The 25,778-nt window shown below is 37.7% G+C and carries 23 protein-coding genes; 13 read left to right on the forward strand and 10 right to left on the reverse strand.

Going from position 1 to position 25,778, the window contains the following annotated elements:
* Window positions 1-60: 60 nt before the first annotated feature.
* Window positions 61-522: a regulatory protein RecX gene (locus AACU98_RS11805; RefSeq protein ID WP_004245801.1), complete on the reverse strand. Its 462-nt coding sequence runs from the start codon at window positions 520-522 to the stop codon at window positions 61-63.
* Between the two features lie 357 nt (window positions 523-879).
* Here AACU98_RS11805 and AACU98_RS11810 point away from each other — a divergent pair, with 357 nt between their 5' ends.
* The 7 genes from AACU98_RS11810 to AACU98_RS11840 all read left to right on the forward strand — a co-directional run bounded on the left by AACU98_RS11810 (window position 880) and on the right by AACU98_RS11840 (window position 9,199).
* Window positions 880-1,866 (forward strand): hypothetical protein, encoded by a 987-nt coding sequence (locus AACU98_RS11810; RefSeq protein ID WP_004245802.1) that lies wholly within the window; start codon window positions 880-882, stop codon window positions 1,864-1,866.
* The gene (locus AACU98_RS11815) at window positions 1,866-3,008 is read left to right on the forward strand and encodes a BamA/TamA family outer membrane protein (RefSeq protein WP_004245803.1); all 1,143 of its coding nucleotides are present in this window, start codon (window positions 1,866-1,868) and stop codon (window positions 3,006-3,008) included. The genes AACU98_RS11810 and AACU98_RS11815 overlap by 1 nt, the downstream gene beginning before the upstream one ends.
* Entirely contained in the window at window positions 3,008-4,159 is a 1,152-nt protein-coding gene (locus AACU98_RS11820; protein ID WP_004245804.1) for a DUF4056 domain-containing protein, read from the forward strand. The genes AACU98_RS11815 and AACU98_RS11820 overlap by 1 nt, the downstream gene beginning before the upstream one ends.
* A gap of 275 nt (window positions 4,160-4,434) precedes the next feature.
* Complete coding sequence (locus AACU98_RS11825; protein ID WP_004249225.1) at window positions 4,435-5,229, forward strand: protein bax; 795 nt, start codon at window positions 4,435-4,437, stop codon at window positions 5,227-5,229.
* A gap of 164 nt (window positions 5,230-5,393) precedes the next feature.
* The gene (locus tag AACU98_RS11830) at window positions 5,394-6,812 is read left to right on the forward strand and encodes an MBOAT family O-acyltransferase (protein WP_004245806.1); all 1,419 of its coding nucleotides are present in this window, start codon (window positions 5,394-5,396) and stop codon (window positions 6,810-6,812) included.
* Window positions 6,799-7,992: an SGNH/GDSL hydrolase family protein gene (locus AACU98_RS11835; RefSeq protein ID WP_004245807.1), complete on the forward strand. Its 1,194-nt coding sequence runs from the start codon at window positions 6,799-6,801 to the stop codon at window positions 7,990-7,992. Before AACU98_RS11830 ends, AACU98_RS11835 begins: the two co-directional genes overlap by 14 nt.
* Window positions 7,967-9,199: an SGNH/GDSL hydrolase family protein gene (locus AACU98_RS11840; RefSeq protein ID WP_017827366.1), complete on the forward strand. Its 1,233-nt coding sequence runs from the start codon at window positions 7,967-7,969 to the stop codon at window positions 9,197-9,199. Before AACU98_RS11835 ends, AACU98_RS11840 begins: the two co-directional genes overlap by 26 nt.
* A 66-nt stretch (window positions 9,200-9,265) precedes the next feature.
* Here the strand turns inward: AACU98_RS11840 and AACU98_RS11845 are convergent, their stop codons facing one another.
* The 4 genes from AACU98_RS11845 to gntR all read right to left on the reverse strand — a co-directional run bounded on the left by AACU98_RS11845 (window position 9,266) and on the right by gntR (window position 13,534).
* Complete coding sequence (locus tag AACU98_RS11845; RefSeq protein ID WP_004249221.1) at window positions 9,266-10,192, reverse strand: methyl-accepting chemotaxis protein; 927 nt, start codon at window positions 10,190-10,192, stop codon at window positions 9,266-9,268.
* A gap of 151 nt (window positions 10,193-10,343) precedes the next feature.
* Window positions 10,344-11,681, reverse strand: a complete 1,338-nt coding sequence (gene gntU, locus AACU98_RS11850; protein ID WP_004245814.1) for a gluconate transporter — start codon at window positions 11,679-11,681, stop codon at window positions 10,344-10,346.
* Window positions 11,678-12,232: a gluconokinase gene (gene gntK, locus AACU98_RS11855; RefSeq protein ID WP_004245815.1), complete on the reverse strand. Its 555-nt coding sequence runs from the start codon at window positions 12,230-12,232 to the stop codon at window positions 11,678-11,680. The genes gntU and gntK overlap by 4 nt, the downstream gene beginning before the upstream one ends.
* A 306-nt stretch (window positions 12,233-12,538) precedes the next feature.
* Window positions 12,539-13,534 (reverse strand): gluconate operon transcriptional repressor GntR, encoded by a 996-nt coding sequence (gene gntR, locus AACU98_RS11860; protein WP_004249220.1) that lies wholly within the window; start codon window positions 13,532-13,534, stop codon window positions 12,539-12,541.
* Window positions 13,535-13,768: 234 nt separating this feature from the next.
* Between gntR and AACU98_RS11865 the strand changes: the two genes are divergently transcribed.
* The 6 genes from AACU98_RS11865 (at window position 13,769) to AACU98_RS11890 (ending at window position 20,323) form a co-directional block, all read left to right on the forward strand.
* Window positions 13,769-14,800, forward strand: a complete 1,032-nt coding sequence (locus AACU98_RS11865) for an iron ABC transporter substrate-binding protein (protein ID WP_004245817.1) — start codon at window positions 13,769-13,771, stop codon at window positions 14,798-14,800.
* A complete protein-coding gene (locus AACU98_RS11870; protein WP_012368466.1) occupies window positions 14,797-15,795 on the forward strand; it encodes a FecCD family ABC transporter permease in 999 nt (332 codons plus the stop codon). The genes AACU98_RS11865 and AACU98_RS11870 overlap by 4 nt, the downstream gene beginning before the upstream one ends.
* A complete protein-coding gene (locus AACU98_RS11875; RefSeq protein WP_161734758.1) occupies window positions 15,792-16,586 on the forward strand; it encodes an ABC transporter ATP-binding protein in 795 nt (264 codons plus the stop codon). Before AACU98_RS11870 ends, AACU98_RS11875 begins: the two co-directional genes overlap by 4 nt.
* A complete protein-coding gene (locus AACU98_RS11880; RefSeq protein WP_012368467.1) occupies window positions 16,573-17,397 on the forward strand; it encodes a class I SAM-dependent methyltransferase in 825 nt (274 codons plus the stop codon). The genes AACU98_RS11875 and AACU98_RS11880 overlap by 14 nt, the downstream gene beginning before the upstream one ends.
* Window positions 17,394-18,242 (forward strand): ModD protein, encoded by an 849-nt coding sequence (gene modD, locus AACU98_RS11885; RefSeq protein WP_004249215.1) that lies wholly within the window; start codon window positions 17,394-17,396, stop codon window positions 18,240-18,242. The genes AACU98_RS11880 and modD overlap by 4 nt, the downstream gene beginning before the upstream one ends.
* Before the next feature lie 131 nt (window positions 18,243-18,373).
* Entirely contained in the window at window positions 18,374-20,323 is a 1,950-nt protein-coding gene (locus AACU98_RS11890; protein ID WP_161734761.1) for a TonB-dependent receptor plug domain-containing protein, read from the forward strand.
* Window positions 20,324-20,430: 107 nt separating this feature from the next.
* Here the strand turns inward: AACU98_RS11890 and AACU98_RS11895 are convergent, their stop codons facing one another.
* From AACU98_RS11895 to AACU98_RS11915, 5 genes are all read right to left on the reverse strand, one after another.
* On the reverse strand, window positions 20,431-21,477 hold the full coding sequence (locus AACU98_RS11895) for an IpaD/SipD/SspD family type III secretion system needle tip protein (RefSeq protein WP_161734765.1): 1,047 nt from the start codon (window positions 21,475-21,477) through the stop codon (window positions 20,431-20,433).
* Window positions 21,478-21,535: 58 nt separating this feature from the next.
* Window positions 21,536-22,366 carry a type III secretion protein gene (locus AACU98_RS11900; protein ID WP_161734768.1) on the reverse strand — a complete coding sequence of 277 codons (831 nt, stop codon included), beginning with the start codon at window positions 22,364-22,366 and terminating at the stop codon, window positions 21,536-21,538.
* 24 nt (window positions 22,367-22,390) lie between these two features.
* Window positions 22,391-24,550: a type III secretion system translocon subunit SctE gene (gene sctE, locus AACU98_RS11905; protein WP_017827363.1), complete on the reverse strand. Its 2,160-nt coding sequence runs from the start codon at window positions 24,548-24,550 to the stop codon at window positions 22,391-22,393.
* 4 nt (window positions 24,551-24,554) lie between these two features.
* The gene (gene sicA, locus AACU98_RS11910; protein ID WP_004245829.1) at window positions 24,555-25,073 is read right to left on the reverse strand and encodes a type III secretion system translocator chaperone SicA; all 519 of its coding nucleotides are present in this window, start codon (window positions 25,071-25,073) and stop codon (window positions 24,555-24,557) included.
* 121 nt (window positions 25,074-25,194) lie between these two features.
* Window positions 25,195-25,778, reverse strand: a 584-nt coding sequence (locus AACU98_RS11915) for an EscU/YscU/HrcU family type III secretion system export apparatus switch protein (protein ID WP_202611326.1), incomplete at its 5' end; no start/stop codon positions are given.

The raw sequence follows: 25,778 nt of genomic DNA on the forward strand, positions 1-25,778 counted from the left end.
TAACTATTCTTTATAAAAATTAGTTTGATGATAAATATGCCATGGCACTTCGTTAATCAATTAAAATAACGCATTGATATAATCAGAAGTAAACCCTCGATATTGTAGATAGCGAATTTGTTTGGCTCTCTCTTTAAAATCTTTGGGTTTACCTGTACCAAATTTTTTCTCTTTAAGATCTTGGCAAAGTGCATACCAATCAGTTTCTGTTTCTTCTAGTACCCGTTCAATAATTTCACTAGGAAAGCCTTTTTGCTGTAACTCTTGGCGAATACGCAGCGGGCCATAAGATTTACTTAAATAACGACGAAAAAAAGCATATACCGTGCGATTATCATCCAGATATTGGCCTTCTAATAATCGCTCGATCACTTGCTCTAAACATCTTTCATCGGTTGTGCTATGTTTAGCTTTATCGACTTCGTTGATCCTTCGTGCTAAACGGCGTTTTAGCTCAGTGGTGCCATAATCACGACGCGACAACATAAATATAGCGTATTGGTATAATTCATCATAAGTCATCGCAACTCCTTAATGTTATTGCACCTCAGTTTGGTATCCTACATATCTTATCGCAGTTACTTATCAATGCGACCAATTAATCGGAACTTATCAATAGCTGTACAAAAATAGTACAATCACGCTTGGTAAACCCCGTTATTTATCACCATAAAATCATCTGCTTTTATTAAGAATAACTGAAGATAAAGATGATTATTAGTTAAAAACACTTAGATAATACCGTGATAATACATATTGCTAAGCATTTTTATCTGCAATTAGCACTTATAGCTGGTGACCATATATAAGAAAAAGACTAAAATTTCGCGCTACTCTTTTACTTACTATTTGGTTATTTTTTATTTTTGTGGGTTATATATGAACTTTTCTCATTTTAATAAGGTAATGTTTGCTGCCTCTCTTCTTGCTACTGGCTTTTCTTATGCGGATAGCGATCGCCCTCTGCTCTCTTTAAGTGTAAGCCAATCCGGCGGCACTGCGTTAAATAGCGAAGGTTCGTTAGATACCCGTACTCCTGCAAGCCAATCTCGCGTATTACCTATCTGGGGTGATGAAGCTCGCGCCCGAGGTTATGATTTACCAGAGCCATTTGGTGCAAGCTATAGCTATATGAATCTACGTCAAGATATTGTTGTGGATAAAATTGGGTTTATTATGCCGAAAAATCCAGAAACAGCGAATGCTCTAAAAATAGAAGCAGGACATACTCGTGAAAAAAGTGAAACCCATATGCTAAAACTCGATAGCTGGGTTTTCCCTTTTATGAATGTGTATGGTTTATATGGGCGAACTAAAGGTAAATCAAAAACAACACTTAAAGGTGGTAGTTTTGGTGGTTTTCCATTAAATTTTATAGAAGGTATGCCTTTTAACCTCGATTTTAAAGGTGATACTTATGGCGCAGGTTTTACTTTAGCCGGTGGCTATAATCAATTTTTTGGTACTTTTGACTTAAACTACACCAAAACTAATCTTGATATTCTCGATGGGGATATTAAAGCCTTAGTCATTTCACCTCGTGTTGGCTATGAATTTGTTTTTCAACCTTTAATCGCCGGCCAAGGTAATACCAAGCTACAAGTGTGGACAGGTGCCATGTATCAAGATATTACCCAACGGTTTAAAGGTAATATCAATAATTTAAATCTTCCCCCAGCGTTTGCTGGCATGATCGCCTTAATGAACGATCCTGATATGAAATTCGACGTTGAACAACATCTTGCTCATAAATGGAACCAAACGGTAGGGGCTCGTTTAGAAGTCACCCGTAACTTTAATGTGATCACCGAAGTGGGCTTTAATAATCGTAATAGTTTCTTTGTTTCTGGTGAGTTCCGTTTTTAATGGTTAAAACATCTTTTATTTATGGGCTGGCCTTTGCCAGCCTATTTATTTCACACACAGCGAATGCCCAACTCTTTCCTGATAGACAACAAATCGACCAATGGTTAAATCAACTAGGAGGGAGCAATAATTTTGATCGCAGTAAAACCATCGACTGGGGCGTTTTACCCGGGCCTTTCTATACCCCTGAATTAGAGTTGGGGCTTGGGATCGCCGTTGTTGGGCTTTATCAAGCAGATAGTCGTCCCGACAGTAAAATTTCATCACTGTCATTAAGTGGCTTTGGTTCATCAACCGGGGCTTTTGGTATGACTTTTAGTAACTATACTTACCTTGCTGATGATACATGGCGCTTTTACCTTACTGGGGCATTAAATAATGTGCCGACCAACTTTTGGGGACAAGGCTATCATGAAGGACGAGTTAAAAAGAACTTTGCACAATATCGTTCACAAGAGCTACATTTAACGCCGACATTGCTACGTCAAATTACCAAAAACACCTATATTGGCTTAGGTTGGGATTACGCTAACTTACAAGCAGCAGCACCTGATGATGAGTTTAAAGCCTATATGAGCAAACGTCATTTGCCATTACGCTCTACCAGTTCAGGATTAAGTGTGCGCTTTACCTACGACAGTCGCGATTTTTTGCCTAACGCTCGCCAAGGCCAAGCCTTTGATATTAGCTATACTCATTATTCATCGGATACTGGTAGTAATAACCGTTTTAATGCAACTCAAATGCAGTACAACTATTATTATCCATTAACCGAAGATGCGGTACTCGCCTTTGATAGCTATGCTCGCTTTACCTCAGGAGATGTACCATGGACGCAACTGTCTAAATTAAGTAACGGCCATCAGATGCGTGGCTATTATGAAGGGCGTTATCAAGATAATCATGTCTTTTCTAGTCAGATAGAGTATCGGCAAAAACTTAGTTGGCGTCATGGTATTGCATTATGGGCCGGAGGTGGCACATTGAGTAATCAAGCACGTGATCTCGGTAAAGGACATTGGCTACCCAGTGTTGGTATTGGTTATCGTTTTGAATTTAAACCACGCATGAATGTACGCCTCGATTTTGGTGTCGGTAAAGAGAGCACCGGATTTTATTTCCAAGTGGGTGAGGCATTTTGATGTTAACGCGTTTGGCTATTTTTAATATCATCTTCATATTGGTCATTTCAGGATGCACTACCTCATCTGTGTCTGAAACCATTGCTGCTCATCTGGAAAGTGAGACTCAAGAAGAAGCCTCACAAGTTTGGCAAACGCCCCCCGTACTTGATGCGCCTAATGGATTAAGGCCTTGCTGTGCTTTTGGCTATAATTTAAAAGTCAAAGCATGGGGAGTACCTATTCCTTTTTATCGTATCGATAATATTGTTGAAGCTTCTACTTTAGGTGATCATCGCTATAACGATAATTTTTGGCTGGGAACTGCCGCAGTATTAGGCATAGGCAGTGAAAAGTCGGGCATAGTCTATTCACATAAAGGGGGCTTTCTTGATATCGCCCATATTCGTGATACCGCAGATTATACTTATTATCTCTTTAGCCATATCTATCCCAAATTAGGCCAAGAGTGGACGCTAACACTCAGTGACGAATTAGCACAGCGTAAAATTCACTTTAACCGCTTTACTCCTCCTAGTAGTGATCGACAACGTTATACCTTAAGTGCTTATCTTGCCGCGCGTTTAGCTTATCGCCTTGCCGTATGGCATGAGATTGCACAGTGGTACGGTTATCGCTCTGTGGCGGGATTTTCAGAAGGGATCTCCGCATTCTCACCAGAAGATCTCTACTCTAACCTAATGGGGGCGCGCTTATCACTTACCCTGATCCTCAATGGTGATGCCACAAACCTTGAGCACTATAACCAATCAATGCAGCGTATTATTCCCTCAGCACTCGCTCAACTAGAGGCGCAACCTCGTCAGGCCACCCAGCAGTGGTTTGATTTAATTGATGGGCAATGGTGGAATAGCCAAGAGCGGGTACCCGATAAATTTTTAGTATTAAAGCGTGATTATCATCTTGCTGACAAACGCTATCCGGTATTGCCTTTTGGGGAGACAACTCCACCTCATTATCTGACATTACCCGATGTTTACGCAGGCTATTCTTTAAAACAATTAGCAGAATTTCAGCTTTGGCCTACTAAACAGATGGCAAATTTACCCGTCCCTAAAACTTATTGGAAAGAAGCGGATTTTGCTGATTTAGCAGAAAAAGCTCGCCAAATCGATCAAAAAACTCGACCAAAAACAACAAAAAATGACTAAATATTGAACAAAATTGACATATTAAAAACGCTAAATTATGATAAATTTGAGTTAAATAGCATTAATTTATATAAGAATAACTGAACAATAATCAAAAATCACATTTTTTGTTAAAAGAAAAAAGCGATTATAAAACGAGGTGTTCCAGTAAATAAGATACATTTTATTAACAATGCACTCGTAGTTATCCTAATGTAAGGCGATATTTTGTAGCTATAGAAAAAGTAATTTGCTAGTATTCGTTCGATTTTTATCCAGTTAAACGAGGAGAAGCAATGCCCTCTCAATTGATGAGGACAAGTGCCGTCTTCGCTTTCTTGATTTCACTACTCTTTACTGGTGTGAGTTTTGCCTCTACCAGTACCGGCAGTTCCCGAATGCTGCAGGCGGATACATTCAAAAGCACGACAACCTCGTTGCCAGATTTGAAAAAATATCCCTCGGGAACTCAGCGTAAGAAAGCGTTTTTAAATGTCATAGTTCCTATTATTGATAACATTAATAATAAGATATTGAGAGATCGTGAGTGGTTAACCGCTCAACGTAAAGCCCAACACTGGGGCAGCGCAGATTTGAAAAAACTGCGTGAAATCTGTCAATACTATGGCGTAACATGTACCAGCCCCAAAAAAGTGAATTGGGATTCGTTACTGACTCGCGTTGATATTATTCCGACTCATTTTGTCGCAACGCAAGCTGCAACAGAATCAGGTTGGGGAACATCAAAATTGGCACAGCAAAACAATAACTTATTCGGTATGCGATGTGGTAACCGGTCTTGCAATAATGTCCCTGGGAAAACCAAAGGCTATGCAGCCTACCCAGATATTGAAGGCTCAGTGATTGCTTATATGCGTAATCTCAATACGCACCGCGCCTATAATTCACTGCGCTCATCAAGAGCACAGCAAAGAATGACGCAACAGCAACTCGATCCACGCCAGTTAATCACCGACTTGAAAGGCTATTCAGAATTAGGTTCAAGTTACAATGATTATCTGACCGAAATGTTCGACTCAAATAAGAAGCTGATCACGCAAGTTCAGTTACAGTCGAAACGAGAAAGTTAGTCCTAAATAGCTATTCATAGCAAACAAAAGCCACTTTTCATTTATCTGAAAAGTGGCTTTTATTTATCACAAGATAATCTTTTGATTGAAAGCAAGCTAATAATTCATAATATAGGGAGTAACACATTTGGTATGACTGTTAAATCACACCCTTAGAGCCATTTATGAATTTTTTTTCATTCGAGTTTCTCGGAGCCTTTACGAGCTTTTTTATTATCTATTGGCTCTTCCAAAAGCAGGTTAAGATCCAAAATATCTTACTCATCATAGTAAGTTATGCTTTTCTATTCTATGTCGACTACCGTCCTGCTGTTATCTTATTAAGCTATACGCTTTTGATTTACTCATTAGCCAATATACTCACCCGCTATACATCAACGAAAGTGATTTATTGGTTACTGGGGCTGTTAGTTGCCCTCTATTTTACTGCCTTTAAATATTACTCATTTTTCCAAGAATCATTGACACAATTATTCTCACAGTGGGGATTAAGTGTTGAATTGCCAATTATTGAACTACTGGCACCATTAGGGTTATCGTTTTATATCTTCCACTCTGTTAGCTATGTCGTTTCAGTGTGTCGCAAAGAGATCCCTAAAGCCCCTTTTCTTGATGTCGTGCTCTACTTATGCTTTTTCCCAAGCATTGTGGCGGGACCGATTAATCGTGCCAAACAATTTTTACCACAAATTCAAGCACCAACCCGTAAAATTATCGACTATAAAGGGGCTATCATGCTGATTGTATTAGCAATCGCTAAGCTCTTTTGGTTAAGTGGTTGGTTGTCGACAAATTATGTCGATCCTATTTTTAATGCCCCTGATTTAGCCACTAGCGGACAAGTACTGGTGGCGACCTATGCTTATGCATGGCATATCTATTTTAACTTCTCGGGTTATACCAATTTAGTGACAGGTATTGCGTTATTACTGGGTTTTGTTGTCCCTCGTAACTTTAATGCACCTTATTTAGCCATCAATCTTGCTGATTTTTGGCGTCGTTGGCATATAAGTTTATCAACGTTTATTCGCGATTATGTTTATATCCCTTTGGGGGGAAATCGTAAGGGCGTTATTCGACAAAATGTGAATGCCTTTGCCGCGATGGTTATCTCTGGTTTATGGCATGGCGCAGCTATGACGTTTATTATCTGGGGAGCCATTCATGGTATTGGTGTGGTGATATTAAATATCAAACACCGCCTTTTCCCCGCCGCCAAACATGACGCCAATAGCATGCTAGCATCATTAAAAATGTTGTTATCTTGGATAATTACCTTCCATTTTGTGTGCTTTGCGTGGATCTTTTTTCGCAGCCAAACCGTCAATGATGCTTGGATATTAATTCAACAACTCTTTAGTGCAGGTGCTTGGCAGTCGCTACAAGCCGAAGGGCTAACCCTGTTTATGTTCTGGGGACTGTTCTTACTGTATCCTTGTTTTGTCACTTTAAGGGCAATTATTGCGCGACTTGAGAAAAAAGTGCCTTGGTATGTTTATCCACTACCATTAGCGTTGATCCTTACAATTATATTTATGTTGTCTCCTGATGGGGTTCCGGGATTTATTTATGCCAGCTTTTGATTTCAGTTCAAATTTAAAAAAGACCGTAAAAGTGGCTTTAATGGTGCTCTTCAGCACACTATTTCTTATTTGGCTAAACCAAACATCATTAGAGCGCTTTTGGCAACAACAATACCATCGCCCAGCCCCTTGGTCGGGTTTATCACAATATTATGCTTGGCAAGTGGGAGGTCAGTTGCGAGATGGCGTATTTGTCGCAGTAACAAGCTATAGTGATTATTTGCGAGTTAATCACCCGGATAATCAGGCTAAACCAATAACGCCTCGTCAAGAACAAACCGCCTTTCCAGAAGGATTTGCAGTAGGGCTACATTTTATCAATGGCTATACTCGCCCCGCTTCGCAATTAACACAACAGTTTCCACAACTCCTACAACGTCAATATGCACAAGGTACATTAGCAAATGCATCAACTATTGATCTGACAAAAGCCGCTGCTGAAGCCCAAAAACCTATTGTGCAAAAAACAGATGTCATATTATCTCCCAAAGACAAAGTGCTGTTTGCTGGAGATTCAATGATGCAAGGCGTTGCCCCCTTATTAAAACGTCAATTGCAAACAGATTATAATATAAGCAGTATTGATTTGAGCAAACAGAGCACAGGATTAGCCTATCCTAAGTTTTTTAATTGGCCTCAAACTATTGCTAATCGGTTAGCTAGCGATGATTCCATTAAGTTACTGGTTGTTTTTTTAGGGCCTAATGATCCTTGGGACATGCCCCCAGATGGTGGCGGACGTTATTTAAAATTTGCCAGTGAAGCGTGGGGCACCTTATATCGCGCTCGTATTGCCAGCATTATTGATAATGCGCGCCAACATAATGTGAGTGTGATTTGGATTGGTCCTCCGAATATGCGTAAGCAAAAATTATCTCAAGGTATGGCTTATCTAAATCAACTTTACCGGGAAGAAGCAGAAAAAACGGGAGAAATTTACCTTTCTGTCAATGATATGTTTAAATATGAAAAAGATATTTATTCTGATTATATCGGTGATGGTAGCAGCCGCGTGAAGCTAAGAGCAGGCGACGGTATTCACTTTAGTTTAAAAGGGCAACAAATCATTGCTCAGCAGGTATTCTCGCGTATCCATCTGCAAAAAGTTGATGATGTGCCAGATGATGTAACAGACAAAAATATGGTCACGCCAAATGAAACAATTAACGCACATCCTTAAACCTCGAACCTTAGTCAGTCGTTCTATTATACTGGCTTTGGTTTCGCTGTTAGTCGCTTGTAACCAAGAGAAAGATAAATCTCTTACGCTATCAACACCTAGCGTGTTACCTGCAGATGGTTCAAGACAACTCTACAACTACCATGATCCCAACTTTGCCGCTTTTGCGCAAAAGTTAAAGCAACGACGCCAAAGGGTACATATCGTACAGTTAGGTGATTCACATACCGCTGCGGATTTTTTCAGTGGTAAACTACGTGAACGTTTTCAAGCTGATTATGGCAATGGTGGTATAGGTTTTATTCCCCCTACCGCTATTGCGGGTCAACGTATTGCCAATATCCAATATCAAAGCAGTAAAAAAGCGTGGGATTTACTTTCTAGTCGCAAAGAAAGCGATCCTGATTTTCCCTTAGGGGGATTTATCGCTGAGCCAGTCGCGAAATGGTCAGCATTGCAACTAAATGAAAATCCGACAACAGGTCAGCGTTACCAATTACAAGCGTTATATAAGGCGCCTACGGCTTCACAAATCCATTTACAATCCGCTGGCAGTAAAACACTTTCACTTTCACAGACACAAGGTGAATGGCAATTTTCTAAACCCACAACGATCACCTTCCCAATCAATATTACGATTAGTAAAAACCAACCGATAAAATTAGGCGGTTGGTTAATTAGCAACCAAAAGCCAGGGGTGATGTTATCCGCATTAGGTATTAACGGCGCAACCATTAACATGATGGATAAATGGGGAGCACAGTGGAGTAAAACATTAGGCCAATTACATCCCGATATGGTGATTTTAGCTTATGGCACTAATGAAGCCTTTAATGATACTTTTGATTTAGTGGCTTACCGACAACTGCTTGTTGAAAAAATTCGTCAAATCCGCCAGCAAGCCCCGAATAGTGCCATTTTATTAGTTGGTCCGTCGGATTCTATTAAGAATAAAGATGCATCAGATTGTCGCTCTCAACAACCCCAATGGTTAACCGATATTATTCGTATCCAAAAGGAAGTCGCTCAACAAGAGCGTACATTATTCTGGGATTGGCGCGATTATATGGGTGGAGAGTGCTCAATTAAAGCATGGTCTATTTATGATCTTGCAAGGCCGGACGGTGTCCACCTTTCTCGTGAAGGGTATGAAAGTAGTGCAAATACTCTCTATAGCCAATTATCAGCGCTGATTAATAAAAGTTAGATATTATTATAACGAAAAGGAGCCTCAGCTCCTTTCTCGTTATGTGGACTCTCAGTCATCGCATTATTAATTATGTAAAGCATCAATATATTTAATGACATCAACACTCGCTTGTTCCATTTGCTGAATATACTTCACTACCGCATCCTGATCACCGGCCATATTCGCCGCCAATGCAAGACGCCCACTTTGATGAACCAATTTATGAGGCTCTTCTAAACGACGAAAAGCTTCACTGCCAGCAAATTTGCGTCCTTCACCTTGGTAGTACCATTTTCCTAAACGACATTCAGTATGCTGATTAACACAATTTTCATCATCATTATTTAATAAGTGAATATAAATCGCTTCTTTCCATAAAACATGATCTATTTTCACAGTATTAAAAAATTGTTGTATCGACATAAACTGAAAGATATTTTTTAAATCATTGGCTTGTTGAGCAAGCGCAGATAAATTAGCATGACCTTCCGTAACAAGATTTTTTATTTGCTTCAATTGTTCTTGATTTTTCTGAGTATTTTGTTTTATTGGTGTAAAGCGGGCACTTACATTATTGTTGATAGACGCTATTTCTGAGGCCTGATTTTGGATCTTTTGTGAAAGGCTTTTCATCTCTTGTGCTAATACAGAAAATCCTGCACCTGCATGACCTATATGTCCTGCCTCTATTGCTGAATTAATTGATAATATATTGGCTTGATTTGACAGTTTATCAATATTATTAGCGCTATCTTTTATTTTATTTAGCCATTTAGCAAAATTCTCAATTTCTTCATTACTATGAGTAAAATGCTCATCAATTTCATTAAAAAAGACCACTAATGATTCTGCATTGATAAGCATATCATTAAAGAGATGTTCCATTTCTTCCAGCAATGCTAGCTTTTCTTGTAATTTCTGACTAGATGCCAAAATGGAATCACGAATAAGTGTAATAGTATGAATATTACACTCCGTATGCTGTTTAAACAGTGAATTATAATCACCCATAAAAATATCAGCCTCACCATGTTCACAAAACAATAAGACCTGTAGATTAATCAGTTGTTAACTATTTTCTATCAGATTTAATGGTGATTTATAGCAATGAAAAATGGCGCACCTATTGATGCGCCATTTGTTAAAAAGGAACAGCTCATTTTTATAAAAATGCAAAGAAAATCATTCCAACCACTGCGCCTGTAGTACCTAAAATGGTTTCCATTAATGACCATGTTTTTAAGGTTTGCCCTTCTGTCGCACCAGTAAATTTACCGTATAACCAGAAGCCGGAGTCATTAACATGGCTTAAAATAATAGAGCCACCGGCAATACAAACCGATAACGCCGCCATTTGTGCACCGCTATAACCTAATTCACTGATCACCGGTAACACTAAACCAACCGCAGTTAAACAAGCCACAGTCGCAGAGCCTTGAATAACACGTACAGCACCTGCAAGAATAAAACAAGCCACAGCAATCGGCATACCTGCACCAATTAATGCATTCCCTAATGCTGGCCCCACACCTGAATCCACCAGCACCTGTTTAAATACGCCACCAGCACCCGTGACTAATAAGATGATCCCCGCAGGTTGGATAGCCGCAGAGCATACTTCCATGACTTTTTCTTTGCTCATACCACGGCGAATAGCCAAGCCATAAATAGCCACTAAACACGCCACAAGGATGGCAATAAAGGGGTGACCAATAAACTCAAGAATATTGAATAGCTGAGAGTCAGGCTCAACAAAACGCGCACCAATGGTTTTACATCCAACCAAGACTAATGGCAATAAGACCAATGCAAGACTGAAGCCAAAAGAAGGCATTTTACTTTGTCCTAAGCTTGGCTCATCAAAATCTTTCGGTAATTCTAAGGTCACATAACGGCTAATAAAGTTACCAAAAATAGGCCCCGCTAATAACATACCTGGAATAGCTGCACATAAACCAATTAAGATCATCCAACCAAAATCAGCATTCATCTGGTCAGCAAGCAACATAGGCGTTGGCCCCGGTAATAAGAAGGCAGCGGCCCCTGCAACACCGGCAAAGAGAGGGATCGCCATTTTAACAACATTCCCCCCCGTACGACGGGCAACAGCAAATACCACCCCGATCAGTAAAACCACCGCGACATCGAAAAACAGAGGTAATGCGCAAACTAAACCCGCAATACCCAGTGCATAGTTAGCCCGTTTTTCACCAAAGGATTTCAGTAGCCGTACCGCAATTTGGTCTAATGCCCCCGTTTCATGCAGAATTTTACCAAACATTGCCCCCAAAGCGACCACGATGGAGAGAAAACCCAATGTTCCCCCCATTCCGTTTTGCATGGTTTGCGTGATTTTTTCTAACGGCATACCAGAGAAAATGCCAGCACCAATAGCAACAATCATTAACGCAATAAAGGCGTGTAAACGCGCATACATTACAAAGAAGAGCAATAATAGGACGGAGCCAACTGCAGTTAGCACCAGTGTTAATGTACTCATACCGCACTCTCCTCAGTAATAGGTTTAGTAACAGATTCTATAGTGTTGATGACATTTTCAATCACGTTATCAAGAGATGGCGAAATATCTATTTCATAAACATCAGGTTCGTCATTCGTTGGCTCTTCTAATGTTTCAAATTGAGTAATCAACATCTGTGGTTTAAAGAAGTGACCTTTACGCTCTTTTAAACGACTTTCAATTAGCGCGTAATCCCCTTTTAAATAGAGAAAATGTAAGCAGTGATTACCTTCTCTTAACATATCGCGATACTGTTTTTTTAATGCGGAACAAACGATTAATGACACTTTATTGGTTCTTTGCATTGCAAAAGCAGCATCATTGAGAGCGTGTAACCAAGGTTTGCGATCTTCATCATTTAAAGCATGACCTGAAGCCATTTTAGTGATGTTTGCACGAGGATGAAGGAAATCGCCATCTAAAAATGCCGCACCGATACGTTGTGCTACACCATTTGCAACCGCTGATTTACCGCTGCCTGATACCCCCATTAAGATAAAGACATGGTGTAGGGATTGGGTATCTTTCATATATTGCTCCTTTAGGCAGTTATTAACTTTTTTGTAATGTTACCCGTAACTGTTACGGGTAACATTACTCGATCCAGAAAGATAAAAACAACCTACAAAACAAACTATGAAATGAAAGTGTGAAGCGTCTCGCAAATAGATTGTGGAAAAACAACAAAGTTACAACAAAATCATAAGTAATTGATAAGTTAACGACTGATTTTTACAAAGCAAAAAAACGTCAGGATATATCACTCTATAATCCCAAATAGGGTCAATAAAAAAACCCTACCAAAGAAAAAAATAATTTAATAATCAAATAAATAACTAAATACTTTCACCGGTGATGATACGGAATCCCACATCAATCACTTGCCCACGAGCAATTTTACCCTTCATTCTTTTTAGTAATAAATCCGCCGCTTGTTGTCCCATTTCATCACGTGGCGTAAAAATACTGGCTAACCGTGGAGTCATGACTTGTCCCACATCATGACCGTGGAAACCGGAAATAGCAATTTGCTCAGGTACCGCAATCCCCATACGCTGACATTCGAAAATAGCCCCTATCGCAATATCATCATTGGTGCAATAGAGCCCATCTAAGTCAGGATATTGCTTGCGTGCCTCATGTAAAAGTTCTGTACCTAACGAATAAGAAGAGCTTTTAGGTGTCATCACATGACCTATGGGTAAGCCTACTTCTTGCATCGCTTGTTCATATCCTTGTAAACGCATTAATGTTCGCTCATCTTGTCTTGCCCCAAGATAGATAATTCGTTTACAACCACGGTGGATCATTTCACTGACCATTTTTCGCGAGGCTTCAATATTGTCTAACCCTACCGCCGAATCAAAACAAGGTGAAACACTATCCATAATTTCCACCACCGGAATACCCGCCGTTTCCAGCATTTTGACCGTTTTGGGTGTGTGTGTTCTTTCCGCTAAGATCAAGCCATCAATATTATAAGAAAGCAGAGAAATAAGACGCTCTTCTTCTTTTTCTGCTTGATAGCCATAGTGCGCCAACATAGTTTGATAACCATATTTATCCGTCACAGATTCAATACCACGAATAACTTGTGCAAACACTTGGTTAGTAAGAGAAGGCAATAATACGCCAATCGCATGGCTGGTCGCATTCGACAAAATATCAGGTGCACGATTAGGAATATAATTCAGGCTGTCTAATTCACGAGCGATTTTGACTCGTAATGCTTCGGAAACTTGTTCTGGATTACGCAAAAAACGACTAACTGTCATTTTTGTGACACCAACACGGTCGGCAACATCCTGTAATGAGGGGCGTTTTTTTTTCATTTTATATCGTAACTATCCAAAATATCAGTATTAATACGCACTTGAGGTTTATTTAACAAACCTGATTATATCCTTAGGTTATACACTATTTCGAATAAAGTTTATCGGATGTCTTCTTAGATTTAATTTTGAATGCCTCTCCCTTGACTTAAGCCAAAGGAAATATAGTATGCATCGTTATATAATTTATGAAATAACGATTATTAATATAAAACAACACTACAGTGTGAACCTATGGCTATCCACAGACGACAATTTCTGAGTTATTTAACGACGCTTGCAGCATTATCAGCACTGCCACGTTGTGCAAGAGCGGCAATCACTTCACGTATCGCTGCTCAATTTGGTGTGCTTCCTACACCAGAAAATATTCATCGCGTTATTAGCGCAGGCCCACCAACCGACCAACTGTTGTTGGCTTTAGTACCAGAAAAATTATTAGGTTTCTCCTCGCTTAATCTAGGAAAAAGTAGCTTATTTGCCGACAAGTTGCGTAAATTGCCCCATTTAGGCCGTCTGTCTGGCCGTGGTAGTACACTCTCCTTAGAAACATTAATGGCGCTAGAGCCAGATATCATTATTGATAGTGGTAATGTTGATGAAACCTATCGTTCATTAGCTAAACGTGTTAGTGCGCAAACAGATGTACCTTATGTGTTAATTGACGGCAGCTTAAAAGACAGCCCAACTCAGTTACGCCAAACGGGGGCTTTATTAGGTGTGGCAGAAAAAGCAGAAACATTAGCACTTATTGCAGAGCAGTATCTTAGTGATGCGACCTTGTTTGCTTCTACTCTAAAAATAAGACCTCGGTTTTACCTTGCACGTGGTGCGAAAGGCCTACAAACTGGCTCAACAGGATCTATTCATACTGAAGCTATTGAACTATTAGGGTTCGAAAATGTCGCTGATATTGCAGGTTTTACTGGCCTTACTGATGTTTCCCCTGAACAACTCCTTATGTGGAACCCTGAAGTTATCATCACACAAGATGAAAATGCCTATCAGCAAATCAGGCAAGACTCTATATGGAAAAATATCCAAGCTGTTAAAAATAATAAAGTGTTATTATTTAAAGGCTTACCATTTGGCTGGTTAGATGGCCCTCCTGGTATCAACCGTTTAATGGGAATGCGTCGCTTACAGAGCCATTTTGACCATCGAATAGCAGAACAAGCCACGCAAGATCTGCAAAATTACTTTGCTTGTTTTTACCATACATCGTTAAGTGCTGAGCAATGCCAGCTGTTGATGAGGTCTTCATGAGCCAATCAGCACGTATCACTCTGTTGTTGCTGTTATTCTCAGTGGCTGTAGTTATTGCTATCACTAGTGGTAAGTATTCACTTACAGTCAATGAACTGTGGACAGTCGTCAGTAGCAAATTAACCGGGCATATTGAAGAGAGTCGAACAGCAACCGTGTTCTGGCAAATACGCTTGCCTCGAGTGCTTGCTGCCATTTTAATTGGAGGTGGGCTTGCTATTGCGGGGGCGGCTTATCAAGGTATGTTCCGTAACCCACTAGTATCACCTGATATTCTCGGAGTGTCATCAGGGGCTGGTGTCGGTGCTGTATTGGGTATTTTTCTTGGTCACTCCATGTTGTCAATTCAGCTTTTTGCTTTTGTCGGAGGGCTTATCACTGTTGCTTTAGTCTATTTTATTGCCAAATTGGCGAAACAACAGGATCCGGTCCTTTCTCTTGTTTTAGTTGGTATTGCGATTAGCGCCTTATGTGGCTCAGCTATTTCATTAATGAAAATTTTAGCTGATCCTTATACTCAGCTACCTTCCATCACTTTTTGGCTGTTAGGAGGGCTATCAACTATCACGGCGCCTGATTTACTCTCTGTTGCACCTTTAATGCTACTCGGGTTTATTCCACTGATTTTATTACGCTGGCGAATGAATATTCTCAGCCTTTCTGATGAAGAAGCGCGCTCCTTAGGCCTTAATGTAGAAATTACCAGACTTATCTTTATTTTATCGGCCACATTAATCACCGCGAGTGCAGTTTCTATTGCGGGCATTATTGGCTGGTTAGGTTTAATTGTTCCGCATATCGCAAGATTGTTAGTTGGTGCTAACTTCGGATATCAACTGCCTATTTCCTTACTTGTGGGCGCAACAATGTTATTAATAACGGATACACTAGCACGAACTATTGCGAATATTGAGTTGCCTTTAGGCATTTTAACCTCGGCTATTGGTGCGCCTTTCTTTCTGATGTTATTACTCAAAACAAGGCGGGATAGATGATCATCACTGCAGCTAAACAACTCACAATTGGCTATAAAACAACACCCTTGATCCAAAACCTCTCTTTTTATATTAAACAAGGGCAAATTGTCTGTTTATTAGGCGCAAATGGCTGTGGTAAAACCACGTTGATGCGTACCTTACTTGGTTTGTTACCCAGTCTTGCAGGCCATATTATCATTGAAGGCAAAGAAATAAGTAAGTGGTCACCAACTGATTTAGCCAAAGTGATTGCCTATGTTCCTCAAGCAACCCACCTCCCTTTTTCTTTTAAAGTGATTGATATGGTGATTATGGGGCGTGGAGCACATATCTCTTTTTTCTCGATGCCTAGCTCACAAGATAAAGCAATGGCAATGGAAACCTTAGAAATGCTCTCTCTTTCGCATCTTGCTCACCGCACTTTTGATACGTTAAGTGGTGGTGAAAAACAGTTGGTATTGATTGCACGGGCTTTGGTGCAACAACCTAAATTACTGATTATGGATGAACCTGCTGCCAGCCTTGATTTTGGTAACCAAATCAAGCTAATTAACCAAATTAAGACACTAAAAGCCTTAGGTATAAGTGTGTTTATGTCTACACATCATCCACAACATGCCGCTTTACTGGCAGATGAGGTGATTTTACTCACCCCTCATCGCCACGTTTTACAAGATAAACCTGAGCTTTTGCTCCCCCCCGAACATTTAGCTCAGCTTTATAATGTGAAACCCACCGATATTCAGGCGCACTTTTACGCCTACCCTGATAATAACAATCCATATAGGCAAGAATATGAACACCATTGAAACCACAGATTTTGCTGAGCTTTATAAAAACCATATGCAACAGGCACAAAGAACCAAAAAAGAGCCTGAACATTGGGATAAACGCGCTGAAAAAATGGCAGAAAACTGTGCTAATCCCAACGATCCCTATTTGATCAAGTTTCGTGAAATGATGGATTTTTCCGATGCTGAAACACTATTGGATGTCGGCTGTGGACCTGGCTCTATTAGTATTCATGTTGCTGACAAGTTTAAAAAAATAATCGGGATAGATTATAGTACCGGCATGCTAACTGTTGCCAAACGTAGAGCCGCACAAGCGGGTATTCATCATGCTAATTTTCTTCATTATTCATGGGAAGATAATTGGGATGCGCTTCCACCTTGTGATATTGCGGTGGCTTCACGCTCCACATTGGTGATGGATTTAAAAGCTGCGCTGTTAAAACTAAATCGCCAAGCCAAATTACGGGTTTATACCACTCACACTGTATCACCCACTTTTGTTGATCAACGTATTCTTCGTTTATTAGGTCGCAATGTTCCCACATTGCCGACCTATATTTACGCAGTCAATATCCTTAACCAAATGGGGATCCACCCTAAAGTAGATTATATCCGTAGCCGTAATTGCCAAAATAATTTTAATAGCCTTGAGCAGTTTATTGACAGTATTAACTTCTCTGTAGGGCCTTTAAACGAAAATGAAATTGCACACTTAACCACTTATTATCATGAAAGTATGAAAAATGATGTGGCCCTTATATCGCCAACGCGTGATTGGGCGATGGTTTCTTGGGATGTCGTTCCTGAAAGCGAGCTAACCTTATGATTTATTATCCCGATGCTTTTCTTGATAATTTATTGCTGGAAGATATTCAATATGGCGATTTGACTTGTCGCGCACTCAATATTAACCATCAATTAGGCACAATAACTTTTACATGTCGTGAAGCCGGCTGCGTCAGTGGAATCACCCTAGGCTGCCGTTTATTAGAAAAATTAGGACTGACTGTCACCGCACATCTACAAGAAGGTGATTTTGCCAAGCAAGGTGATTGTTTAATTAGTGCAGAAGGTCGAGCAGATGCACTACACCAAGGCTGGAAAGTGGTGCAAAACGTGCTGGAATGGAGTTGTGGTGTGAGTGACTATATGGCAAAAATGCTCGAAATCTATCATCGCTACCAACCTAAAGGGCAAATTGCCTGTACACGTAAAAATATCCCTAATACAAAATTACTGGCCACTCAAGCGGTACTTGCGGGTGGTGGTATTATTCATCGCCAAGGCTGTTCTGAAACTATTTTACTCTTTGCTAACCATCGTCATTTTTTATCCGAGCCAGATAATTGGTTACAACAGGTTACACAGTTACGCCAAGCAGCACCTGAAAAATGCATTGTTGTGGAAGCAGATAACTTACAACAAGCAAGAGAAGCGTTAAAAGCGCAGCCAGATATCTTACAACTGGATAAATTTTCTATTGAAGATATTACCTTACTACAACAAGAGGCTCCGCAGATTGCCCCACGCTGTCATCTTTCTGTCGCTGGGGGAATTAATCTAAATACTATTGAAAAATATGCCCAAACAGGGATCGGCTTAATGGTGACATCAGCACCTTATTACGCACCACCTAGTGATATCAAAGTTCGCCTTTACCCTAAAAATTAAATAAAAAACACAGATAAAAATATTAGTTTATTGACTGATAAAGATGAGTGCCTACATTAGGTAAGCACTCACTTTGTAACTTTAACTTGCGTCTATCGTTATATAAATAATTATATATTGAGATTAAAATAATGAAACTAACACCTCTATGCTGTTTATTCCTTGTTCTACTGCCTTGCAGCCTAATAGCCCAGACAACTTACCAGCAATCAATCCCTGATGTATTAACCGTTTGGAGCAGTCCTATTGCGGCAAATCCCGATGTATTAACACAACAACAAATGCTCGAACAAAATAAAGTCAATGCGGCACAAGCACTGGCAACATTACCTGGTATTGTGATGCAAAAATCAGGTAATCGTAACGAATATACCCTTAAAGTACGTGGTTTTGATAGTCGCCAAGTTCCGGTGTTCTTTGACGGTATTCCAACCTATGTGCCTTATGATGGCAATCTCGACTTAGCGCGTTTTACCACTAACGATCTCGCCAGTATCGAAGTTAACAAAGGTTATACCTCATTACTGCAAGGCCCTAATCTGATGGGAGGTGCAATTAATATCACCACCGCAACGCCTCGCAAACCATTAGAAGGTCATATTGCTTATTCGCAAGGTTTTGCTCGTGGTGCTGATTATGCTCATAACATGAGTGCTCGTTTAGGAGCACGTACTGAATATGGTTTTATCCAAATTAGTGGCAGTCAACTCCAGCAACGTTTTACCCCCATACCTAATGCAGATGAAAATAATAACGCAGTGGGGACACATGGACGTCGTAGTCATTCAGCAACAGATGATAAACGAGGAATGATCAAAGTGGGTTGGACACCACGCGCTTCTGACGAATATACCCTCACCTATGTAAAACAAGATGGTAATAAAAATAGTCCACCGAATAGTGATCCTAATGCCAAAGGTCGATATAAATATTGGGCATGGCCAGATTATAATAAAGAGAGTTACTACTATAGTGGTGTGACACAACTTACGGATAGCATAAATCTACAAAGTCGTGCTTATCATGATAAGTTTGAAAATACCCTTTATATGTATCCTAAAAAAGGTAATAGGGTCGATTATAGCCATTATGATGATCACAGCACAGGCGCTGCATTACAATTCGGTATCGATATGGAGGAAAGTGATCTGCTCTCTTTTGCGGTACATTGGAAAGATGACGTTCACCGTGCCCAAAAAGAAAAAAACGGTGATTGGGTACGTTTTAAAGATAGAACTTGGTCATTAGCCACAGAATATCAATGGGTAGTGAGTAACGATCTTGATGTCGTTGGCGCCATAAGTTACGACTGGCGCAAAAGTATCGATACAGATAAAAAGGCTGATAACAACAAACAAAATGCCATTAACTGGGAAATCATGGCTAAATATTCATTAGCCAATGACGATAATATACGTTTTACAATCTCTGATCGCAGTCGCTTCCCTACCCAAAAAGAGCGCTATACCACCGAAAAACCCAAAGATGGATCAAGAGGGATTATTAACCCCAATTTAGATCCAGAACGCGCATTATCCTTTGATATGACCTACGAAGGTTATCTCAATGAGAAATGGGGCTACCAAACTAGCCTATATTACAATCGTGTAAGTGATGCCATTATGGCGCATACGCTTTATCGTCACGGTGAAGCGCTATTTCAAAACCAAAACAGTGGACGTGTTGATTATCTAGGCTTGGATATTGGTACTAAAGGGAAAATGACCGATTGGCTAGAACTTGGCCTAAATTATAGCTATATCCATAGTGATCCAAAGCAAGTTGACCATATTGAAGGTTTACCAAAACATAAAGCCTATATGTGGTTAACCTTTATTCCTGTTGAACAAGTGCGCTTTACTATTATGGAAGAAGCACAAAGTTGGACTTATAACCGTATAGATGAGAATAATAAACTGGCTGGCTATACAAAAACCGATCTACGGTTAGATTATGATGTTGGATATGGTATTTCAGTTAATGCTTCCATTAATAATCTTTTTGATAAATCTTATCAATATACACAAGGTTATATAGAAGATGGCCGTAATTATTGGTTAGGCGCTGAATATAAATTCTAATCAGCTCACTCAATTATAAGTAAAAGCGCTATTAAAAAATAATAGCGCTTATTTTTCAATATTCATAAATCCATATTATATGCAAAAAATAATCTATTAATAAAATATCAGAAACGTAAAAATCCTTTTGCCATTTCTAATAAAGTGTTCATTGTACTACTGACAATCTTAACAAAATTATCATAATTACTATTTGCTGTACTGTATTTTTTGGAAAGTTCATCTAAATTAGTGTTAATTTTCTTATCTAATGCGTCGATGGTTTTTCTGAATAACTCAAATTCTGTTTGATTAATATCATCCGTGTTAGATACCTTCTTAGATAGATCATTTAGCAATTTTTCTAGGTCAGTACAATCAATTCTACCTCGACAATCAATGTCAACATCAGGCTCCCCCCCACGCCTTTGTATTGATACGCTTATTCCATTTATACCTTTTAATAGTTTTTCTAACGCATCTGCCGCATTATTTACCTGTTGTAGATCGCTATAATGAACTTCTTGGCCATCAATGGTGCGTAAATATGTCCCATCCTTTTGATGTTGAAAAAACAAACGAGATTTAAAAACAAAAGGATCGTCGACAGTACCTGTTGGATTTTTATATTTATCTCTAATGTTAGATAAGTCATTAAAAAAAGATTTAAAATCAAAATTCACCGTACCTTCTTTACTTCCTGCTTTCTGATATTTATTTAAATTAGATATGGTTTGCCTTAGTTCATTGACAAAATTCATGTAGTTAGAAAAGATATCCTTTAATACATCTAGATAATCCGCTTTGCCTGAAACAATAGATTGTTTAACATTATTAAAAAGATCACTTAACGAATCAGTCTCATAACTATTATCTTTTTTTCTAAGATCATTTAGATCATTAGAAAATTGATTTAAAAAATTATTTTTATCATTAATGGTTTTATTATAATCATCATCTAAATAATAATATTTATCTGTATCAGGTAACTTCTCTATAAATTTATTCTTTCTATTATTATCATAATTCATATCTTGATATTTCCGATTAGGTTCCCAAGATAAAAAATCCTCATCTTCTAGCAGGTTTTCGAAATAATTATCAGTATTTACTCTAGTATTTAAATGAGGTAAATCGTTAATCCCCTCAGTATAAACTGAAATATCATTAGACATAATCTTAACCTTTTATATTAATAAAAGTTTATAAAAAAATATGATTTTATCTTTTAAATTAAGCTCTTACATTTGAAGAAATCGTAGAAGCTGCATCCTGCTGAGCATGAATTATCGCCTCTATTGCTTGTAATAATGCTCTTATAACTTCAGTCACTTCTCGCTGTATCTCATTGTTATTATTAATCACATTATTATTAATACTTCCTCTCGCATCCAATACTTTTTGTTCACCTTCAATTGTGCTACTTTCAGATTGCATAGTTTGGTCTGCAACCCTTGCTAATGGATCTGCCAAAGATGAAATAGTATTTCCCATCACTATGGTTGGATTGGAATGCCCAATAAGCTCTTTCCCCATCCCTTTAATAGAAAAAGTGGCTCCCATACCATGTATAGCCATAGAAATTCCAGCACTAGTAATTGCAGAACCAATCATAATATTGGCTTTTTTATTAAGATTATCTTTTACTTTATCGGCTATATCCAATTCAATGTTCATTAGCATCACACCCATTTCTCTGGATGCTTCAAATTTTTTTATCATTGTTTCTAAATATTTAACAATGAGATCTATTAATTTCATCATATCGTCTGAAACAAAATTAAAAATCCCTGTTTTTTCTATTTTAACATGATCGTAAATATCATTATCATTATCTACTTCTAATGAATCTAATATCTGTTTAAGATCTGGTTTAGTTATATGCTCTGGTTCAGATAAAACAGGCTTTAGATTAACTCTGTCTATTCCTGTTAATTTACTTAAGCTAGGTGCTACCTCTTTATATAACTTATTTCTATCAATAATACCCTCACCTTCATCAGCATTATTGATTGTAGTTTGATAGTGATTAGATACATTATCACTATTAATCTTCATACTCATATTTATACCTCACTAATTTTTTATTTAAATAGATATATTTCTTATCATGTCTGATTTTAATTTATTACTTACTGAAGATTTATCGCTGAGGTTTTTTAAAATATCTGTTATAGAATCAATATTCTCATGATAAGTTTCCATTATCTTATCCATTAATTTTTGAATAATATCTAAAACCGCAGTTAATTTTTTACTACCGGCAATAGACTGGATTATTTTTGACGCGATAACAGAACCATAAATATTAACAGTATTTGTTGCTGCTGAATTGGTTAACTTAGAAGCAACCACCGTTCTATTCAACATAATACTTGCTTTTTTAGAAATCTCTTTAGCTAACTGCTTATCAATTTTTTCCAGTGCTTCTTCAAGCGCTTTAATAATGATATCTTTGATCATTTTCCCCAATACCGCTTCAAGTCCATCATTGAGCACTTTTTTTAGTATTTGTCTAATTTGCTGATTCGATATTTTATTAACCGCATCTGAAATACCTTTCATGGCAGGTCCAATAACAAAACTCAATGCCGTAGCGGCAACAAATAAAACGACTGTGACAAGTATTTTAGTTGCCATTTTCAATTTGTCTTGTATTGAATTTTTCATCTCTTCGATGATTTTTTTATCTAGCCCTAATTCTTTGAGTCCATCCAAAGAACTATTAACTAAACTCACTAGAAAATCACTAACCTTATCGATAGCTTCCATAACCGCATCTGATATGGGTTGCATAATCTCATCCATAAAAGATTTATTATGAATAGATTGATACACTTCATCAGCAATAGTTAACCCAGCATCAGCAACAAATAAGGTTGTTGCGACTCCTATTAATACCATTGAAGAGCCAGCGGTAAAAATAGAAGAAACACCTGCAACAAGCGTTAATAATCCGCCTAATATTTTTAAACCAATACCAGCCCAAAACTGAATTTCTTCTTGTTTTTTGATTAATGATTTTTGCTCTTCAACTTTATCTTTAAGTGATTTTTCAGTCACCTCTTGCATTTCATTAAAAAGTTTCTGTTCACTTTCCGAACGATGTAACATGACCTTTAACGTCAACTCACGTGTCTTAGATAACAGAAATGTCAGTAATGACATACCGGATAAAGAGTTAGATGCAATTTCAAGCTCCAAGGAACTTTGTGAAATAGTCAGTTCTTTAAATAGACCTCTTATTTCTGCTAATTGTTTTTTTATTGATTCACTTTCTTTTTTGTTGATCAATGCCTTTAATTCATCAGTATGTGAAGTAATTTTATTGATTTTATCTTCACTTAAAGAAATATTTGGTAGGTAATTAAAAGAATCATCAAAAAAACCATCCAATTTTTTAGATAAATTATCTAGTTCATCTAATGAAAGCTTAGAAAAATCACTAGGAAAGTTTAAGAAAGGGAAAACATCTTCAAGGGCTTTTTCCATATCCACTTTAGAGTGAATATTTCCTAATAATAACTGTTGAATTAATGAATCAGGAATATTGCAATTATTTAAAAAACTTTTAACTTCAGACTCTTTTTTGAAATTCTTTTCTTTTATTTGGTTATAAACTTCCATCCAGTAATCAACAAAAGCACTTTTGGTTTTATCAAGCTCATTGAAGCCAGATTTAAAAAGTTCTTTTAAATCATCTATGCCATTAGATAGCTTTTGTAATTTATCTCTGTAATAATCAAATTTCTCTGGATCTTTAATTTTATTCAAAATATCTTCATGTATAACATGCTGGTAAGATAATTGTAAAAATAAAAAATCATAATCTTTGTTGGATTTTTTATTTTCTAAATGATCGGGACTGGAAGTAGGTAATGATGAATTTTGTTGTGCAGATACGTCAAGATGATCATCTTTTTTTTTATTATTCTTCGGTTCTTCTTCTGCTAAGGAAGGCTTAGTATTGTCTTCATCATTTTCTAGTGAAAATGTCGTCATTTTATATTGTGGATCATCTTGAATATTAATTCTTTTCGCATTCCTCTCCTGTTCATGAGGTACTCTAAGAAGTGGTATATCAAACTTACTTTGATTCTCCTTCTGTTGTTGAGTAGTCACATAATTACTTATATTATTAATTGCATTTGCTTGCTTAGTAGTATTTTTAATAACATTTTTTACTTCTTCAGAAACAAAAGGCGAAGCTAATCTACTATGTTCATTACTTTGATTAATCTTATTCATACTATTATTCCTTTTCTTCCTTTTCTTCCTCTTTATTAAGGACAACAAGAGGAATATCTTTTAATAGCTCTAAATAGCTATTAGCCTTCTCTTTTATCGTTTGATCATTAATATTTTGAGCCACCTGATGAAAACAATATTTAGCTTTTTCTTTTTCACCAATTGATAAATTACATTGTCCAGCATAAAAAACAGGTCGATAATCATTTTTAGCATTTAGATAAGCTAAAGCATAAAGATCGATAGCTGCTTGATATTGCTTTTTTAATTGATTAACTGCAGCAAGTCCCATAATGTAATCAACATTATAAAAATCATAGAGACATAAAAACTTAAAAATCGCCTCAGCTTCATCTAACTTCCCTTTCTGATAAAAATCATACGCAAATGAATAAATCCCTTCCATAAATCCATCTGGAATTTCACTTTCATCTTTGATAGATGCGCCATTTTGTACAATAGAAACAATGTAGTTTGCGAGCTGATCTAATTCTTTTTCTGACATTTTTTCATATGCTGACATTATGATAATCCTTTCATCTATGATGAATAATTAATAATAATATTCTAACTTAATTATTAATTACCCACTTTAATAAAACACACGTCTATATTCATAATTATAAATATTTCGACTAAATTTATTAATTATTGATATAGTCCATTTCTTCTCGAGATAACCCTTCAATTTCTACTCTTTTTAGCCAAATAAGAACATCCATAACATCTAATAAATCTTGATCTATTATCACTTCAAATAAATGATATTTATGATGTAGCTTCCTTGCTAATTCAGGATAACGAATAACGGGTGTACCAACTTTTTTGGCATAGGCCTTTACTGCTAATGCTTTAGCATTAGTACAACTCAATGAAACTATTGGCATTATGCCATTATCAGGATCGAAGTAGATACCTACCGCGACATGTGTGGGATTGACAATAACAGCTGATGAGTCGCGGATCACACGTTTCATTGGCTCATCGAGTAATTCTTGATGAAGTTGTCTACGTACCGATTTTATTTCTGGATTTCCTTCCATATTTTTATGTTCTTGCTTAACTTCATGTTTTTCCATCATCATATCTTTTATGAATAAAAAGAAATCAGCAATAATATTTAAAATAAGAATAGGTATCGATAAAATAAAAAATATAAATATAAAACTAACAACTAATGAGCACCATTTATCAATCACCCCCTCTAAATCAGCGCGATATAGTATAA

The sequence above is a fragment of the Proteus sp. G4380 genome (genome assembly GCF_963885725.1).
Classification (GTDB): domain Bacteria; phylum Pseudomonadota; class Gammaproteobacteria; order Enterobacterales; family Enterobacteriaceae; genus Proteus; species Proteus mirabilis.

What these genes read in the sequence shown, in the direction of transcription:
- AACU98_RS11895 (WP_161734765.1), bottom strand. Translation starts at nt 21,477, where the DNA reads ATGTCTAATGATATTTCAGTTTATACTGAGGGGATTAACGATTTACCT.
- sicA (WP_004245829.1), bottom strand. Translation starts at nt 25,073, where the DNA reads ATGTCAGCATATGAAAAAATGTCAGAAAAAGAATTAGATCAGCTCGCA.
- AACU98_RS11890 (WP_161734761.1), top strand. Translation starts at nt 18,374, where the DNA reads ATGAAACTAACACCTCTATGCTGTTTATTCCTTGTTCTACTGCCTTGC.
- AACU98_RS11880 (WP_012368467.1), top strand. Translation starts at nt 16,573, where the DNA reads ATGAACACCATTGAAACCACAGATTTTGCTGAGCTTTATAAAAACCAT.
- gntR (WP_004249220.1), bottom strand. Translation starts at nt 13,534, where the DNA reads ATGAAAAAAAAACGCCCCTCATTACAGGATGTTGCCGACCGTGTTGGT.
- AACU98_RS11810 (WP_004245802.1), top strand. Translation starts at nt 880, where the DNA reads ATGAACTTTTCTCATTTTAATAAGGTAATGTTTGCTGCCTCTCTTCTT.
- AACU98_RS11900 (WP_161734768.1), bottom strand. Translation starts at nt 22,366, where the DNA reads ATGAGTATGAAGATTAATAGTGATAATGTATCTAATCACTATCAAACT.
- AACU98_RS11805 (WP_004245801.1), bottom strand. Translation starts at nt 522, where the DNA reads ATGACTTATGATGAATTATACCAATACGCTATATTTATGTTGTCGCGT.
- AACU98_RS11875 (WP_161734758.1), top strand. Translation starts at nt 15,792, where the DNA reads ATGATCATCACTGCAGCTAAACAACTCACAATTGGCTATAAAACAACA.
- AACU98_RS11845 (WP_004249221.1), bottom strand. Translation starts at nt 10,192, where the DNA reads ATGGGTGATTATAATTCACTGTTTAAACAGCATACGGAGTGTAATATT.
- AACU98_RS11830 (WP_004245806.1), top strand. Translation starts at nt 5,394, where the DNA reads ATGAATTTTTTTTCATTCGAGTTTCTCGGAGCCTTTACGAGCTTTTTT.
- AACU98_RS11865 (WP_004245817.1), top strand. Translation starts at nt 13,769, where the DNA reads ATGGCTATCCACAGACGACAATTTCTGAGTTATTTAACGACGCTTGCA.
- AACU98_RS11835 (WP_004245807.1), top strand. Translation starts at nt 6,799, where the DNA reads ATGCCAGCTTTTGATTTCAGTTCAAATTTAAAAAAGACCGTAAAAGTG.
- AACU98_RS11815 (WP_004245803.1), top strand. Translation starts at nt 1,866, where the DNA reads ATGGTTAAAACATCTTTTATTTATGGGCTGGCCTTTGCCAGCCTATTT.
- AACU98_RS11825 (WP_004249225.1), top strand. Translation starts at nt 4,435, where the DNA reads ATGCCCTCTCAATTGATGAGGACAAGTGCCGTCTTCGCTTTCTTGATT.
- gntU (WP_004245814.1), bottom strand. Translation starts at nt 11,681, where the DNA reads ATGAGTACATTAACACTGGTGCTAACTGCAGTTGGCTCCGTCCTATTA.
- modD (WP_004249215.1), top strand. Translation starts at nt 17,394, where the DNA reads ATGATTTATTATCCCGATGCTTTTCTTGATAATTTATTGCTGGAAGAT.
- sctE (WP_017827363.1), bottom strand. Translation starts at nt 24,550, where the DNA reads ATGAATAAGATTAATCAAAGTAATGAACATAGTAGATTAGCTTCGCCT.
- AACU98_RS11840 (WP_017827366.1), top strand. Translation starts at nt 7,967, where the DNA reads ATGAAACAATTAACGCACATCCTTAAACCTCGAACCTTAGTCAGTCGT.
- AACU98_RS11820 (WP_004245804.1), top strand. Translation starts at nt 3,008, where the DNA reads ATGTTAACGCGTTTGGCTATTTTTAATATCATCTTCATATTGGTCATT.
- gntK (WP_004245815.1), bottom strand. Translation starts at nt 12,232, where the DNA reads ATGAAAGATACCCAATCCCTACACCATGTCTTTATCTTAATGGGGGTA.
- AACU98_RS11870 (WP_012368466.1), top strand. Translation starts at nt 14,797, where the DNA reads ATGAGCCAATCAGCACGTATCACTCTGTTGTTGCTGTTATTCTCAGTG.